The 15,182-nt window shown below is 64.1% G+C and carries 17 protein-coding genes; 4 read left to right on the top strand and 13 right to left on the bottom strand.

Annotated features, from left to right (window positions below; genetic code table 11):
- Positions 1–11: 11 nt before the first annotated feature.
- On the bottom strand, positions 12–422 hold the full coding sequence (gene flgC / locus ABWW33_RS18800; protein ID WP_176654177.1) for a flagellar basal body rod protein FlgC: 411 nt from the start codon (positions 420–422) through the stop codon (positions 12–14).
- Between the two features lie 2 nt (positions 423–424).
- Positions 425–850, bottom strand: a complete 426-nt coding sequence (flgB, locus tag ABWW33_RS18805) for a flagellar basal body rod protein FlgB (protein ID WP_353403222.1) — start codon at positions 848–850, stop codon at positions 425–427.
- Positions 851–1,008: 158 nt separating this feature from the next.
- On the opposite strand from flgB, the gene flgA reads away from it, so the two are divergent.
- The 3 genes from flgA (at position 1,009) to ABWW33_RS18820 (ending at position 2,611) form a co-directional block, all read left to right on the top strand.
- A complete protein-coding gene (gene flgA / locus ABWW33_RS18810; protein ID WP_353403223.1) occupies positions 1,009–1,704 on the top strand; it encodes a flagellar basal body P-ring formation chaperone FlgA in 696 nt (231 codons plus the stop codon).
- A gap of 108 nt (positions 1,705–1,812) precedes the next feature.
- Positions 1,813–2,127 (top strand): flagellar biosynthesis anti-sigma factor FlgM, encoded by a 315-nt coding sequence (gene flgM / locus ABWW33_RS18815; protein WP_176654174.1) that lies wholly within the window; start codon positions 1,813–1,815, stop codon positions 2,125–2,127.
- Positions 2,128–2,134: 7 nt separating this feature from the next.
- The gene (locus ABWW33_RS18820) at positions 2,135–2,611 is read left to right on the top strand and encodes a flagellar protein FlgN (protein WP_176654173.1); all 477 of its coding nucleotides are present in this window, start codon (positions 2,135–2,137) and stop codon (positions 2,609–2,611) included.
- A gap of 14 nt (positions 2,612–2,625) precedes the next feature.
- Here the strand turns inward: ABWW33_RS18820 and motD are convergent, their stop codons facing one another.
- The 10 genes from motD to ABWW33_RS18870 all read right to left on the bottom strand — a co-directional run bounded on the left by motD (position 2,626) and on the right by ABWW33_RS18870 (position 13,475).
- Positions 2,626–3,399 carry a flagellar motor protein MotD gene (motD, locus tag ABWW33_RS18825; protein WP_353403224.1) on the bottom strand — a complete coding sequence of 258 codons (774 nt, stop codon included), beginning with the start codon at positions 3,397–3,399 and terminating at the stop codon, positions 2,626–2,628.
- A 1-nt stretch (position 3,400) separates the two neighbouring features.
- Positions 3,401–4,147: a flagellar motor protein gene (locus tag ABWW33_RS18830; protein ID WP_176654171.1), complete on the bottom strand. Its 747-nt coding sequence runs from the start codon at positions 4,145–4,147 to the stop codon at positions 3,401–3,403.
- On the bottom strand, positions 4,129–4,860 hold the full coding sequence (locus ABWW33_RS18835) for an RNA polymerase sigma factor FliA (protein WP_176654170.1): 732 nt from the start codon (positions 4,858–4,860) through the stop codon (positions 4,129–4,131). Before ABWW33_RS18835 ends, ABWW33_RS18830 begins: the two co-directional genes overlap by 19 nt.
- A 61-nt stretch (positions 4,861–4,921) precedes the next feature.
- Positions 4,922–5,719, bottom strand: coding sequence for a MinD/ParA family ATP-binding protein (locus tag ABWW33_RS18840; RefSeq protein ID WP_176654169.1), 798 nt, complete (start codon positions 5,717–5,719; stop codon positions 4,922–4,924).
- Positions 5,712–7,199: a flagellar biosynthesis GTPase FlhF gene (flhF, locus tag ABWW33_RS18845; RefSeq protein ID WP_353403225.1), complete on the bottom strand. Its 1,488-nt coding sequence runs from the start codon at positions 7,197–7,199 to the stop codon at positions 5,712–5,714. The genes ABWW33_RS18840 and flhF overlap by 8 nt, the downstream gene beginning before the upstream one ends.
- A 149-nt stretch (positions 7,200–7,348) precedes the next feature.
- The gene (locus ABWW33_RS18850; RefSeq protein WP_353403226.1) at positions 7,349–8,317 is read right to left on the bottom strand and encodes a DUF4351 domain-containing protein; all 969 of its coding nucleotides are present in this window, start codon (positions 8,315–8,317) and stop codon (positions 7,349–7,351) included.
- A gap of 50 nt (positions 8,318–8,367) precedes the next feature.
- The gene (flhA, locus tag ABWW33_RS18855) at positions 8,368–10,488 is read right to left on the bottom strand and encodes a flagellar biosynthesis protein FlhA (protein WP_353403227.1); all 2,121 of its coding nucleotides are present in this window, start codon (positions 10,486–10,488) and stop codon (positions 8,368–8,370) included.
- Positions 10,485–11,675: a flagellar biosynthesis protein FlhB gene (flhB, locus tag ABWW33_RS18860; protein WP_176654166.1), complete on the bottom strand. Its 1,191-nt coding sequence runs from the start codon at positions 11,673–11,675 to the stop codon at positions 10,485–10,487. The genes flhA and flhB overlap by 4 nt, the downstream gene beginning before the upstream one ends.
- Before the next feature lie 100 nt (positions 11,676–11,775).
- Complete coding sequence (locus ABWW33_RS18865; RefSeq protein WP_353403228.1) at positions 11,776–12,762, bottom strand: fumarylacetoacetate hydrolase family protein; 987 nt, start codon at positions 12,760–12,762, stop codon at positions 11,776–11,778.
- Positions 12,759–13,475 carry a pseudouridine synthase gene (locus ABWW33_RS18870; protein ID WP_176654164.1) on the bottom strand — a complete coding sequence of 239 codons (717 nt, stop codon included), beginning with the start codon at positions 13,473–13,475 and terminating at the stop codon, positions 12,759–12,761. The genes ABWW33_RS18865 and ABWW33_RS18870 overlap by 4 nt, the downstream gene beginning before the upstream one ends.
- Before the next feature lie 179 nt (positions 13,476–13,654).
- On the opposite strand from ABWW33_RS18870, the gene ABWW33_RS18875 reads away from it, so the two are divergent.
- On the top strand, positions 13,655–13,957 hold the full coding sequence (locus ABWW33_RS18875; RefSeq protein WP_353403229.1) for a hypothetical protein: 303 nt from the start codon (positions 13,655–13,657) through the stop codon (positions 13,955–13,957).
- A 178-nt stretch (positions 13,958–14,135) separates the two neighbouring features.
- On the opposite strand, the gene ABWW33_RS18880 is transcribed toward ABWW33_RS18875, so the two are convergent.
- The gene (locus ABWW33_RS18880) at positions 14,136–15,173 is read right to left on the bottom strand and encodes a S49 family peptidase (protein ID WP_218087934.1); all 1,038 of its coding nucleotides are present in this window, start codon (positions 15,171–15,173) and stop codon (positions 14,136–14,138) included.
- Between the last annotated feature and the right edge of the window lie 9 nt (positions 15,174–15,182).

Below are 15,182 nucleotides of genomic sequence, written 5' to 3' on the forward strand. Positions count from 1 at the left end.
TGACCTCTTAATTAAGACTGACCGATGGTCAGTGTTTTCAGCAACAGCGTCTTGGCCGCGTTCATGGTCTCGACGTTGGTTTGATAGGAGCGCGAGGCCGACAGCATGTTGACCATCTCGTCGACCACGTTGACGTTGGGCATGGTCACATAGCCCTTGTCGTCCGCCATCGGATGCTTGGGGTCGTACATCTGCTTCATCGGCGACTGGTCCTCGACCACCTGCTTGACCCGCACGCCGGTGGAGGCGCCGCCGTCGGTCGGCGTGGTGGCCTCGAACACCACCTGGCGCGCGCGGTAGGCCTCGCCGCTGGCGCTGGTGGCGCTGTCGGCATTGGCCAGGTTGGACGCCACCACGTTCAGGCGCTGCGCCTGCGCGCTCATGGCCGAGCCGGAAACATTAAAAATATTAAACAGCGACATGATCAGCTACCTCCCTGTATCGCCGCCATCATGGTCTTGATCTGGGCGTTGATTGCGGTGATGCCGGCCTCGTAGCGGACGGCGTTATCGGCGAACTGGTTGCGCTCGACGTCCATGTCGACCGTGTTGCCGTCGACGGCCCCCTGCACCACGCCGCGGTACAGCAGCGGCGTGCCGTCCGCCATCGTGGTGCCGTCTTGCCGGGGGTTGGGGAAATGCTTGCCGGCGGTGGTCTTCAGCGTGGCGTTGGCGCTCGGGCTGGCCTTGTCCAGCGCGGCCTGCAGCGCGCTGGTGAAGTCGATGTCGCGGGCCTTGTAGTTGGGCGTGTCGCCGTTGGCGATGTTCGAGGCAAGCACGGTCTGCCGCTGCGAGCGCAGGCTCAGCGCGGCTTCGTTGAAACGCATGTAATCGTCGAGTTTCCCAACCATGACATCCCCCAATGGACGAACTTGTTATGACAGGATCGATGATACGGAGGTCTTCCTGGTAACCATCGGGCGATAAGCACATGCTTTTCGGTCCTATTCAAGGCTTCAAGTTCAGGCCGCCAGAATATGATGGCAACATTGAAGGGGAAACCTACGCCATGAAATCAAGCCGACTCTTACTTACCGCCGCCCTGCTCACGCTGACCATGGCGGCGCACGCCCAGCCCGCCTATCAGGACGCGGCCGCGCTCAAGCGCACCGTCGAGCAGTTCCTGCAGGTGCAGAGCGGCGGCCTGCCGGGCCAGGTGACGGTGACCGTAGGCGCCATCGACCCGCGCATGAACCTGGCCGCCTGCCCCGATCCGCAAGCTTTCTTCATGCCCGGCGCGCGCGCCTGGGGCAAGACCACCGTCGGCGTGCGCTGTGCGACACCGGCGGCCTGGACGGTATATATTCAAGCCAACGTCACCGTGGTGGGCGACTACATCGCCAGCGCCGCGCCGCTGGCCCAGGGCCAGGCCATCGCCGCCAACCAGCTGGTGACCTTGAAGGGTGATTTGACAATGTTGCCTGCAGGTATAGCCACCGACATGGCGCAGGTGATCGGCCGCAGCACCAATATTTCGCTGCCGCCGGGCACCCCGCTGCGGCTCGACACGCTGCGCAGCAAGCCGGTGGTGCAGTCCGGACAACTGGTGCGGCTGGTGTCCAGCGGCAACGGCTTTTCCGTGTCGGCCGAGGCGCGCGCCATGAGCACGGCGGGCGACGGCCAGGTGGTACAGGTAAAAACTTCCGGTGGGCAACAAATCACCGGGATCGCCAAGGCGGGCGGGCTGGTGGAGGTGGCGTTCTGACGGGCGCCAGGGGTCTGGAGCAAGGGGCGGCGCTAAAGTTTTGCGGGACGCCGCCGTTACATACTCAGATCCCGGAGTTTCGTACTCCTACCCGAGAAGGATATGGCTGTGAAAATTAACGATACATTAAAGAGCACGACCGGCTTGCCGTCGTCGACGCCCGCTTCCACCTCGACCGCGCGCGGCGCGGACAAGGCGGCGGCACCGTCGACTGCGGCAACCTCGGACAGCGTGCGCCTGTCGCCCCAAGGGCAGGCATTGGCGGCCAGTGCGGCCAGCGGCAACGGCGCGGTGTTCGACACGAAAAAAGTCGAACGCATCAAGCTGGCGATTGCCGATGGCCAGTTCCAGGTCAACTCGGAAAAAGTGGCGGATGGCTTGCTCGATACGGTCAAGGATCTGCTGCACTCAAGGAAACGATAGGACCATCATGTCAACCGCTACCCCGCTGAACAGCCTGCGCGAAGAACAACAGATCATGACGACCCTGCTGGGCGTCCTGAAGCAGGAGCAGCAATACCTGGTGGCGGCGGACCTCGACAGCCTGACGGCCGTCACGACCAAGAAATCGGCCCTGGTCACGCAGATGACCCTGTTGTCCGCCCAGCGCCACCGCGCCCTGGGCAAGGCCGGCTACCCGGCACAGGAATCGGGCATGGATGCGTGGATCGCCGCCAGCGGCGCCGATGCCGCCGAAGCGGCCCCGCTGTGGAAAACGCTGCTGGAGCAAAGCCGCGAAGCCAAGGAACTGAACCGCATCAACGGCATGTTGATCAACAAGCAGATGGGCCATACGCAGGGCGCCTTGCAGGCGTTGCGTCCGCAGGGCGGCGCGGCGAATAATTTCTACGGCCCCGGCGGCATGTCCACCACCCTGCCCCGCAGCCGCGGCTTCCTCGCCGGCTAAGCTTCTTACTTTCCTTATTGCGCCGGCGCCTGCGTCGGCAATTCCGTTACCGTATCCGGCAGTCCCGACAGTATCGTCACCGCCACGCGGCGGTTGCGCGCGCGGCCGATCGCGTTGTCGTTGGTCGCCACCGGCACGTTCGAACTGAAGCCGACCGCGGTCAGGCGTTCCGGCGCCACGCCGGCGTCGATGAACAGCCGCACCACGCTGCTGGCGCGCACCGCCGACAATTCCCAGTTGGACGGGAACAGCGCGTTGCGGATGGGCTGATTGTCGGTATGTCCCTCGACCTGCACATTGTGCTCGTCGTTTTTCAGCAGGCCGGCGACGGCGCGCAGCGCCTCGGTCGACTCATTGGTCAGGCGCGCGTCGCCCGGATCGAACAGCACCGAGGCGTTGATCTCGACGCTGACGCCGCGGCTGTTCTGCGTCACGCGCACCTTGCCCTCCTTGACCAGCGGCGCCAGCGTGGACAACAAGTCCTGTGCCAGCTTGGTCATGTGCTCTTTTTCCTTGCGCAGCATTTCGGTGCGGCGCTTCAGGCCTGGATTGGGGATCGGCAGGTTCTGGATCTGCGTGTTAATCGGCTGTGCCGCGCCAGCGCCGCCGAAGGCATCGCCCAAGGCGTCGGAGAAAACCTTGTATTTTCCGATATTGACGGAGGAGATCGCGTACATGACGACGAAGAACGCGAACAGCAGCGTGATGAAGTCGGCGTAGGAGATCAGCCATCGCTCATGGTTCTCCGGTTCGTCGTCGAACTTCCTGCGCGCGCGCCGGTACTGCATGTCAGTGCTCCCGCAGCAGCGTGGCGATGCGTTCGTCGATGACGCGCGTGTGGTCGCCGGTGGCGATGTCGTAGAACACGGCGGCGGCGATTTCCTGCTGGTGCACTTCCTGCGTGACGATGGCCTTGAGCTTGTTGGCGATCGGGTAGAACAGCAGGTTGGCCAGCCCGACGCCGTAGATCGTCGAGACGAAGGCGACCGCGATGCCGGAACCGAGCTTGCTCGGATCGGTGAGGTTTTCCATCACGTGGATCAGGCCCAGCACCGCGCCCAGGATGCCGATGGTCGGCGAGTAGCCGGCCGCCGATTCCCAGATGCGCACCGCCTGTCTTTCCTCGGTTTCGTAGGCGGTGATTTCGGTGTCGAGGATCTGGCGCAGCTTGTCGGGATTGATGCCGTCGACGATCAGGCGCAGGCCCTTGGTGTTGAACTGGTGCTTGGAGGCGAGCATGTAGCGCTCCAGCGACAGCAGGCCGTCGCGGCGCGCGGCCAGGTTCCAGGCGTTGATGTCGCGCGCCAGCACGGCGCGGGTGTCGGCCGGCGGCGCGAACACCAGCCGCAGCATCTGCAGGCCGCGCACAAAGGTGCGGAAGCGGGTCTGCAGCAGCACGGCGCCGAAGGTGCCGACCACCACGATCGCAAACGCGGCCGGCTGCAGCAGCGAAGAGAGCTTGCCGCCTTCAAGCGACTGGCCGATGACGATGCCGGCCAGCGCCAGCAGCACCCCGGCTACGCTGGCCCAGTCCAAGACCGCTCCCGCAGTGAGGCGCGCAGGCGCGCCACGGCTTGCGTGTGCAGCTGCGACACGCGCGATTCCGATACGCCCATCACGGCGCCGATTTCTTTCAAGTTGAGCTCCTCCTCGTAGTACAGCCCCATCAGGATCTTCTCGCGCGGCGGCAACGCGTCGATGGCGTCGATCACGGCCTGGCGGAAGTCGCCGTCCAGCAGCGAGCGCAATGGGTCGCTGTCTTCATCCGAGCAGTAACGGTCGAGGAAGCTGTCGTTGCCGTCGTCGTCGTGGAAATCCTCGTAGTACACCAGCTGGTGGCCGCCGCCGTCGGACAGCATTTCCTGGTAGTCGGCCAGCGACAGCTTGAGCATCTTGGCCACTTCCGACTCGGTCGGCGGATGGCCCAGGCGCTGCTGCAGGGTGCTCATCGCGGTCTCGATCTTGCGCATGTTCTGGCGCATGGAGCGCGGCAGCCAGTCGCTGTTGCGCAGTTCGTCGAGCATGGCGCCGCGGATGCGCAGCACGGCGTAGGTTTCAAACTGGGCGCCATGGGTTTCCTCGTAACGGCTGATGGCGTCGAGCAGGCCGATCATTCCGGCTTGCACCAGATCGTCGACTTCGACGCTGGGCGGCAGTTTCGCCTTCATGTGATGGGCCAGGCGCTTGACCAACGGCATATGCTCCGTCAGCAAAGAATCCTTGTCCGCTTTCCCTTTGACCGTGTACATAGGCTGTTTTTGTGTTAATTGAGCGCCAAAATAATGCTGTTACTCCTCAAGGAAACGCCTTCTATTGGAATGAAGGCGAGCCAGCCAGCGCAAAGCGCCCCGCCAGTTGACGAAACGCCACCGAAGCCCCGGCCAGCGGAAACGCATCGACCACCGCACGCCCCAAGCGTGCCGCGCGCTGCAGGTATTCATCCGCCGGCACCGATCCCATCGAAACGAGGTTCACGGCGAGGTATCGGCTGGCTGCCTGTGCCATATTATCGTATACCACCTTTGCCTCCGATTCGGAAGCCCCGGTGACCAGAATTCCGAATGGACGGCGTCCCAGCTCCTGGTTCAGGCGCTTGATCATACTGTACGCGGCCTTGATCGAGGTAGCGCTATTCGATACCTGGACCACGATTTCCGAACTGGCCATGACCGGCACCGGGAAAGCCTCGCCGTCGAATTCGCCGTCGACGATGACGATGCCGGTCTGCTTGGCCAGCACGTCGAAAGCCTTGGCCAGGCGGCGGGTTTCGTCAGGGCCGCAGCGCGGCTGGCCGCGTGTCATCGACGCCACAGCGAAGCCTTGCGGCACCTGGTGTATCACCTGATTCAATCCGCATTCCTGGCGCGCCACGTTGAGCAGGCTGGCGCCGCCGTCGACGCCGAGGCGCGAGGCCACGCCGTGGGCGCTGGCGCAGGCGTCGACCAGCAGCACGTCGTTGCCGGCGCGGGCCAGCGAGGCGCCCAGGTTGACCAGCATGGCGCCCTTGTCATCCTGCGGGGTGGCCGACAAAAAAGTGACGATGCGGGGCTTGGGCCCCGCCAACATGCGGCGCAGTCCCTCCGCCTGGTCGAAATCGAAATTAGCCAAGGTGCACCTCGCGCAGCGCGCCGGCGTTGCCCGCATTGCTCATCAACAGCGGCAGTTCGGCGTCCAGGTATTGGCTGTTGACGACGTCGCGCTTCAGCTTGAAAGCGCGGTCGATCAGATAGGCCGGATCGGCCAGGTGCAGGTCTTCCGGCACGCGCTGGCCGTTCGACACGTAGAACAGGTTCAGTTTCTGGCGGATCACCACGTCCAGCACGTTGCCGATGGCGGCCGCTTCATCGAGCTTGGTCATGATGCAGCCGGCCAGGCCGCTGCCCTGATACGCGCGCACCACTTCGTTCAGGGTTTCCTGGGTGGCGGTGGCGTTCAGGCACAGCAGGCGCTTGACGTCGGAGCCGGCGCCTTGCAGCATCGACACCTGCTCGGTGACCATCTGGTCGCGCTGGCTGACGCCGACGGTGTCGATCAGCACCGTGTGCTTGTTTTTCAGTTCCTTCAACGCGATGCGCAGGTCGGCCTCGTCCTTCACCGAGTGCACCATCACGCCGAGGATCTTGCCGTAGATGCGCAGCTGCTCGTGGGCGCCGATACGATAGGCGTCGGTGGTGATCAGGGCCAGCTTGTCCGGGCCGTGGCGCATCACGCAGCGCGCGGCCAGCTTGGCGGTGCTGGTGGTCTTGCCGACGCCGGTCGGGCCGACCAGCGCGAACACGCCGCCCTGGTCGATCAGCGCTTCTTCGTTGGCCATGGTCGACAGGTTGCGGGTCAACACGGTCTTGATCCAGCGCAGGCTGTCGGCGGCGTCGCGGTTGGCGGGCATCTTGTCGAGCAGGTAGCGCGCCAGGCTGGCGGAGAAGCCGGCGGCCAGCATTTCGCGCAGCACGGCGGCTTTCTGCGGTTCGCGCGCCTGCGTCGCGCCCCAGGAGATTTCGGCCAACTGGGTTTCCATCATGCCGCGCATGGCGCGGATTTCGCTCATCATGCCGTGCATTTCGGCGGCGGCGTTTTCCTTGGCGCTGGCGACGGCGGCGGCCACCATCGCGGCGATCTGGTCGACGTCGACCGATGCCTTGGCCGGCGCTGGCGCGGCAGCGGCGGCCTTGGTGGCGGTGGCGAACGACGAAGCCGAAGCCACCACGCGGCGCACCGGTTGCGCTGGCAGGGATGGCTGGGCGGCTGGCGCCGGCGTCGGGTAGTTGGTTTCCATGCGCGGCTCGAAGCGGGAATCTGTACGCGATTCCATGCGCGGTTCCATGCGTGACTCAAAGCGCGGCTCGATGCGCTGGTCGGCGCGGCCTTGCGGCACGGCGGTATTCAGGTCGAGCGACGGCGCCGGATCGGCCATCGGCGTATGGGGCGCCGGCACGGCCAGCGAGGCGGCATCGTCGTTGGCGAGGGCGAGAATTTCAACACCACCGTCGGCCTGGCGGTTGGACAGGATCACGGCATCGGGGCCGAGCGATTCGCGGACTTTGCGCAGCGCTTCGCGGGACGTAGGTGCGGTAAATTTTTTCACGTTCATGGCCGTCTCTCAGGGAACTGGATGGAGCAGCGCGTCTTCCGGATGAGACGCCTTTACTCGACAGTGCCATTATTGACGATGCACTCTGGAAACGATCCATTGAACAGGGGGGCAAATGGGCCGCATTTCGCTATTGCGGCCGGGGCGGCCTAGCCGCTCCGAAAAACGTCGGCCAGCGACCGCGCATCGACAAAGTTCGCGCCCCAGACGGACAGTTGCTCCGCGGTCGCCGTAGCCAACCGCTCCCGCACATCCCCATCGAGCTCGCCGAAGCGCCTTGCCAGCAACTCGGCAAGCAACTCCGCCCGCCCTTCTTGCCGTCCTTCTTGCCGTCCTTCTTCCAGTCCTTGTTGCATGCCCTTTTTCATGCCAATTTCCATGCCTATGCGCTCTATCGAAGACAGGTAAGTCATGGTCTTCCTCCTTTCCATTTGCAGGATGCCCTCCCGCAATCGTGCTTCAAGTCCCTGTGGCAAACGCATGATCCAATCGATCACTCGGTACAAATTAATAATACGCTGCTTGCCCCAGTCACGCTGATACAAAAGCTTGGTCAGGCGCCACTTGGCGATGCGCCGCCGATGGATGCTATTCCGGGTCTGCCGCGCTTGCAGATAGGCCACGGTAACCAGTGCAAAGGGATTCGGATGCATCTCCAACTCAGCGATCCGATCGGAAAAATCCCCCAGTTTGACGACAGGAAATCTGATCCCCATTTCGCTGCCAAGCAGGCGGTAACCGAACGTATCCGGTCGCCAGCGCTTGCTATCATCCGTCAACAACGCCAGGCTGGCGACCGCGCGGCGATAGCGATCATAAGCGCGATAATTGTAGACAAATATGCGCTCGGCAAAATCGCGGTCATGCCAGCCCTGCACCTCCAAGTGCACCAGCACCCACTGCTGCCCGCCATCGACGAGATGTACGCTGACCAGCTTGTCGAGCAAGCGCTTGCCCAGCTCGGCATCGCGGGTCAGCGCCGCAAACTCCTGGTCGAGAAAGGTGTGCGGCTGCGACCACTCGATGGCCGCGTGCGCCAAAGGAAAATAGAATGCCATGAATTCCGGAAAGTGGTGCGTGACCACTTCCTTCCACGGCGTGTCGTAGTCGTTGTCCATGCGAGCAGTCTAGGCTGTCCGCATGGATGCGTCCGCGACCGCGTCAAACCTTATGCCGGCTGCTGGCCCACCAGCGCCGTCACGCGGATGGTCTTGGTCTCCGGAATCTCGGCATGCGACAGCACCTTCAACTGCGGCAAGGCGCGGCGCAGGAAGCGCGACAGCAAGGCACGCAAGGGTCCCGGCACCAGCAGCACCGGCGTCAAGCCCAGCGCTTCCTGCTGCGCGGCGGCCTGCTGCGCCTGCTGCGCGATGGTGTCGGCCAGGCCGGGCTCGATGCCAGCCCCGTCCGGACCGCTGGCCGCCAGCGCCTGCATCAGCAAGCGTTCCAGACGGTTATCCAGGGTCATCACCGACAACTCGCTGGCGCCCGGGAACAGCTGCTGCACGATCGCCCGGCCCAGCGCGATGCGCACCAGCGCCGTCAGGTCGTTCGGATCCTGCGTATGCACGGTATGCTCGGCCAGGGTCTCGATGATGGAGCGCATGTCGCGGATGTGCACGCCTTCGACCAGCAGGTTCTGCAGCACCTTCTGCAGGGTCGACAGCGACACCATCTTCGGCACCAGGTCTTCCACCAGCTTGGGCGCGTCCTTGCCCAGATGATCCAGCAGCGCCTGCACTTCTGCGCGGCCCAGCAGTTCGGAAGCGTGGGTGGTGATCAGGTGGTTCAGGTGTGTCGCCACCACGGTGCCGGCGTCGACCACCGTGTAGCCCATGCCCTGCGCCTGGTCGCGCAGATTGGCGTCGATCCAGGTGGCGGGCAGGCCGAAGGCCGGATCGCTGGTCACCAGGCCTGGCAGAGTACCGCTGGCCATGCCCGGATTGATCGCCAGGAACTGTCCGTTGAAGGCCTCGCCGGTGCCCACCTCCACGCCCTTGAGCGTGATGCGGTAGGCCGACGGCTTGAGCTCCAGGTTGTCGCGGATGTGCACCGGCGGCGCCAGGAAGCCCACCTCCTGCGCGAACTTCTTGCGGATGCCCTTGATGCGCTTGAGCAGCTCGCCGCCCTGCGTCTTGTCCACCAGCGGTATCAGGCGATAGCCCACTTCCAGGCCGAGGGTGTCGACCGGCATGATGTCCTGCCAGCTGGCCTCTTCCTGCTCCGGCGCGGCGGCCGGCGCGGCGGCGGCCTCGGCCGCGGCCACTTCGGCGGTCTTGCCGGCGGCGGCCTTGCGCGTCATCAGGTAGGCGGAACCGGCCAGCACGCCGGCCAGCAGCAGGAACACCAGGTTGGGCATGCCAGGAATCAGGCCCATGCCGCCGATGATGGCGGCGGTGATGTACAGCACCTGCGGCTTGGCGAACAACTGCCCCACCACCTGGGTGCCGATGTCCTGCTCGCTGGCCACGCGCGACACCACGATACCGGCCGCGGTCGAAATCACCAGCGACGGGATCTGCGCCACCAGGCCGTCGCCGATGGCCAGCAGCGTGTAGTTCTTCAGCGCGTCGGCAAAGGTCAGGTCGTGCTGGAGCAGGCCGACCAGCAGGCCGCCGACCACGTTAATCACCGTCACCAGGATGCCGGCCACGGCATCGCCGCGCACATATTTGCTGGCGCCGTCCATGGCGCCGTAGAATTCCGCCTCCTGCGCCACTTCGCTGCGGCGCTTGCGGGCGTCGGCTTCGCCGATCAGGCCGGCATTCAGGTCGGCGTCGATCGCCATCTGCTTGCCCGGCATCGCGTCCAGGGCGAAGCGCGCGCCCACCTCGGCGATACGGCCCGCACCCTTGGTCACCACGGTGAAGTTAATGATCGTCAAAATAATGAAGACCACGATACCGACCGTGTAGTTGCCGCCGATCAGGAAGTGGCCGAAGGCCTCGATCACCTTGCCGGCCGCGTCGGCGCCGGTGTGGCCCTCGGTCAGCACCACCCGGGTGGACGCCACGTTGAGCGACAGGCGCAGCATGGTCGACACCAGCAGGATGGTGGGGAAGGCCATGAAATCGAGCGGCTTGACCGTGTACAGGCTGGTCAGCAGCACGATCACCGCCAGCGCGATGTTGAAGCTGAAGAAGATGTCGAGCACGAACGCCGGCAGCGGCAGCACCATCATCGCCAGCAGCATGATGATCAGGATAGGCGCGGCCAGGCTGCTCTTGTTGCGGCTGTTGGCTATGCCTTGCATCCATGGCGGCAGTTTCAGGTTGCTCAGGGCGTTCATGCGGATGCTCCGTTATTCAAATCAGGTTTTTTGCCATGCTTGGGCACAAAGGCCGGGTCCAGCGGATCGAGCTCCGGCGGCACGTCGAGTTTCTTCGGTATGTCGGGACGGTTGCCGCCGCCCTTGCTGAACAGGCGCAGCTGGAACACATAGGCCAGCACTTCGGCCACGGCCGAGTACAGCGCTTCCGGAATCTCGTCGCCGATCTCGGTGTGCTTGAACAGCGCGCGCGCCAGCGGCGGCGCTTCCAGCATCGTCACCTTGTGTTCCCTGGCGATCTCGCGGATCTTCGCGGCCACCTCGTCGGTGCCCTTGGCCACCACTTTCGGCGCGCCGCGCATGCCGTCGCTGTATTTCAGCGCCACCGCGTAGTGGGTCGGGTTGGTCACCACCACGTCGGCGGTCGGCACGTCGGCCATCATGCGGCGCTTGGCCATCTCGCGCTGCAGCTGGCGGATCTTGGCCTTGACCTGCGGGTTGCCGTCCGATTCCTTCGACTCCTGGATCAGCTCCTGGCGCGTCATCTTCAGCTTGTTGGCGTAGTGCCACATCTGGTAAGGGCCGTCGATGGCGGCGATCAGGCCCAGCGCGCCGGTGATGAACATGAAGCTGCTCGCCAGCATGTCCAGCACGTGCACGGTGCCCAGCTTGAGCGGCTCGACCGCCAGGCCGATCACGGCGTCCTTCTGCTTCATCACCACCAGCCAGGCGACGAAGCCGACCACGATGGCCTTGGCCAGCGCCTTGAACAGCTCGACCAACGCATTGGTCGAGAACATGTTGCCGATGCCGTTGACGGGATTGAGTTTGCCGAAGTTCGGCATGAAGGCCTTGCCGCTGAACAGCCAGCCGCCCACCAGCAGCGGCGACGCCAGCGCGACAACCATCACGGCGATGCCCAGCGGCAGGCAGGCGATCATCACCTGCACCACGTCGACCAGGATGCGGTTGAGCAGCACGTCGGAATCGAAAATCTGCTCCTGGTTCAGCGAAAGGCCGGACACCAGGGTGGCGTTGAGCTGGCGTATCAGCCCGCCGCCGGTCATCCACAGGCCGGCGCCGGCCGCCATCAGCACGGTGAACGTCGCCACCTCGCGCGAACGCGGAACGTCGCCTTCCTCACGCGCCTGCTCGAGGCGCTTCGGTGACGCGGGTTCGGTCTTTTCTGCGTCGCTGTCTTCTGCCATGGAATCTGCCTGCTGCGTGGGTTGATGTCGACCATGACATTATCGGGCGCGGCAGCAAGAGACCATCGGTGGAATACGCCGGTATTTCCGTGGCTACTCGTTAATTCCTTACGGCAAGCTTGACGGTCTGCTCGATGGCGCCAAACACGGATTTGCCATCGTTCAGCATTTCGATGCGGATGGTGTCGCCGAAGGCCATGAACGGCGTCACCGGCTCGCCGCCGGCGATCATTTCCAGGCAGCGCTGCTCGGCGATGCAGGAATAGCCGCGCTTGGCGTCCTTGTTGGACACGGTGCCCGAACCGACGATGGTGCCGGCCCGGACGTTGCGCGACTTGGCCAGGTGGGCGATCAATTGCGGGAAATTGAACGTCATGTCGACGCCCGCGTGCGGCTTGCCGACCAGCTTGTCGTTCCAGGTCGACAACAGCGGCAGGTGCACCTTGCCGCCCTTCCAGGCGTCGCCCAGCTCGTCCGGCGTGACGGCGACCGGCGAGAAGCTGGTGGCCGGCTTGGACTGCACGAAGCCGAAGCCCTTGGCCAGCTCGTCCGGAATCAGATTGCGCAGCGACACGTCGTTGGCCAGCATCAGCAGGCGGATGCGCTGGTGCGCCTGGTCGGGCGTCGCGCCCATGGGCACGTCGTCGGTGACGACCGCCACTTCGGCCTCGAAATCGATGCCCCACTCCTCGCGCAGCAGCGCGATGTCGTCGGTCGGGCCGAGGAAATCGTCGCTGCCGCCCTGGTACATCAGCGGATCGTCCCAGAACGAGGCCGGCATCTCGGCGCCGCGCGCCTTGCGCACCAGCTCGACATGGTTGACGTAGGCCGAACCGTCGGCCCACTGGAACGCGCGCGGCAGCGGCGCCATGCAGTTGGCCGGCTCGAAGTCGAAGCTGCGGCGGCCGCGGCCGTGGTTCAGGTCCAGGTAGATCGCTTCCAGCTGCGGCGCGATGAAGGTCCAGTCATCGAGCGCGCGCTGCAGCGTGCGCGCCACGCCGTCGGCCAGCTGCGCAGTCTTCAGGTCGCGCGAGACCACCATCAGCTGGCCGTCGCGGGTGCCGTCCTTCAGGGTCGCCAGCTTCATGCGGGGGCCAACATCGAGAGTTGCTCGGGCGTCAAGTAGCACCACTCGCCCTCGGCGATGCCCAGCGATTCCAGGGTCAGCGTGCCGATGGCGGAGCGGTGCAAGGCGCTGCAATGGTTGCCGGCGGCCGCCAGCATGCGCTTGACCTGGTGGTATTTGCCCTGCTCCAGCACGATTTCCAGCTGGTGCTCGCCGCGCTTGACGCAGGTTTGCGCGGCCAGCGGCGCCGGCTCATCGTGCAGCTGCACGCCGGCCAGCAGTTGCGCGACCAGCTCGTCGGTCACCGCTTCCTGCGTCGTAGCCTGGTAGATCTTCGGCACGTGGCGCTTCGGCGACGATTGCGCGTGGATGAACGGACCGTCGTCGGACATCAGCAGCATGCCGGTGGTGTCGTGGTCGAGCCGGCCGACCGGCTGCACTTCGCGCCAGCTGAATTGCTCGGGCAGCAGGGTCAGCACGCCCGGATGGTGGCTGGGCTTGCGCGAGCATTCGAAATTGGCGGGTTTGTTCAGCGCGATGTACAGGTGTTCGCGGTAAACCCACTCCTCGTCGAAGATGGTCAGTACCAGGCCGTCGGTCTCGACGGCTTCCTTGTAATTGTCGTGCACGACGCCGGCGATGCTGACTTCGCCATCCTCGATGAGGGAGCGGCAATACTTGCGGGTGCCGTAACCTTGCGATTGCAAGATGCGGTCTAGGGATAGTTTACTCATGGTCCGGATTTTACAGGATGCGACTATCAGCGGGAAGCCGCGCGGAAGTGAGCCGGAAAGCGGTGCCGGGCATGAAGCTTCATTGATACATATCAAGTGTCACGGCAAATTGTATTGATAGTATGAAACTACATTAGGAATCGGCCTAATGAACTAGGAATTACTCAGCAGGACATACCATGACTACCTCCCTCACCGTGAGCCCGGCGGCGCAAGAACAGGCCGCCACGCACAGAACCGGTCTGCTGTTGGTGCGCTGCCGCTGCGGCACCGCACCCGACGAGATGCCGGCCACCGCGCTGGCCATCTGGCACGCGACCCGGCAGGCGCACTTTTTGGCCTGGCTCGATGCCGGCGGTTTCGGCCAGCCCGAGCCGCAAACCGACGCGCCAATTGAAAACAGCGGCATTGCGCCGCTGTTCTCAGCCCCATTACAGGACTCTTTACGAGGAATCGAAATTCTCTCTACTCCGCATTCGTGATGCGGCTAGTAGTTCCATCAAACTGAATCAAGTTCGTGCTGACAACAAGATAAACTGTTTATATCGGCCCCCTTGGAAAGAACTACAAAACCACTATAGTTCACCAAATCGGATATGCAAGCCGAAAAAAGGCTGGATTGATAATGTTAATCGGCAGGCCAGTCTTGTTAGTCGCGACTCAACGCAGACTGGGCCTGACGTTATCCACCGCCGCCTTCACCGCGCCGGCGCCCATTGCTGCGCCAAATTTCTTCAGCACGCGCTCAGGCAAGCCTTCATGCTGGGTATAGTCGATGATGTCCTCGGCCTTGACGACGTCGCGCGCCACGCTGTCGACGGTGCCGAAGGCGTCGGCCAGGCCCATGTCGATGCTGCGGGCGCCGGTCCAGAACAGGCCGGAGAACATTTCCGGCGTTTCCTTCAGGCGCTTGCCGCGGCCGCTGCGCACCACCTGGATGAATTGCTGGTGGATCTCGTTGAGCATGGTCTGCGCGTACTGCTTGTTTTTTTCGGTCAGCGGGCTGAACGGGTCCATGAAGCCCTTGTTCTCGCCGGCCGTCAGCAGGCGGCGCTCGACGCCGACTTTTTCCATGATGCCGGTGAAGCCGAATCCGTCCATCAGCACGCCGATCGAGCCGATGATGCTGGCCTTGTTGACGTAGATGCGGTCGGCGCCGGCGGCGATGTAGTAGCAGCCGGACGCGCAAATCTCGTCGACCACCACGTACAGCGGCTTGGCCGGATAGCCCTTGCGCAGGCGCACCATTTCATCGACGATCATGCCGGCCTGGACGGGGCTGCCGCCGGGACTATTAATATGCATCACCACGGCCACCGAGCCGCTGTCGGAAAACGCCTTGTTCAGCGCCGGGATCACCACCGACGCCGCGCCGCTGCCCTCGGACTCGATGGCGCCCTCGATTTCGATCAGCGCCGTATGGCGGCCCAGCGTTTCGCCGTCCGAGCCGGTCCAACTGATGTCCAGGTAGGCGCTCAGGGCGACCACGATCACCAGCAGGGTGACGGCCTTGAAGAAGATGCCCCAGCGGCGCGCCGCCTTCTGCTCCTTCAGCGTGGCGAATACCAGCTTTTCCAGCACTTCGCGCTCCCAGTTGGAGGCCGTCACCTGCGGCTTGGCCGGGAGCGGGGTTGCGGAGGGGGCGCTTTTTTCGCCGCCAATGCCGTTGTCGCCGTTTTCGCTGATGTTATCGCTCATAGTCGTCTT

The sequence above is a fragment of the Duganella hordei genome (genome assembly GCF_040369125.1).
Classification (GTDB): domain Bacteria; phylum Pseudomonadota; class Gammaproteobacteria; order Burkholderiales; family Burkholderiaceae_D; genus Rugamonas; species Rugamonas hordei.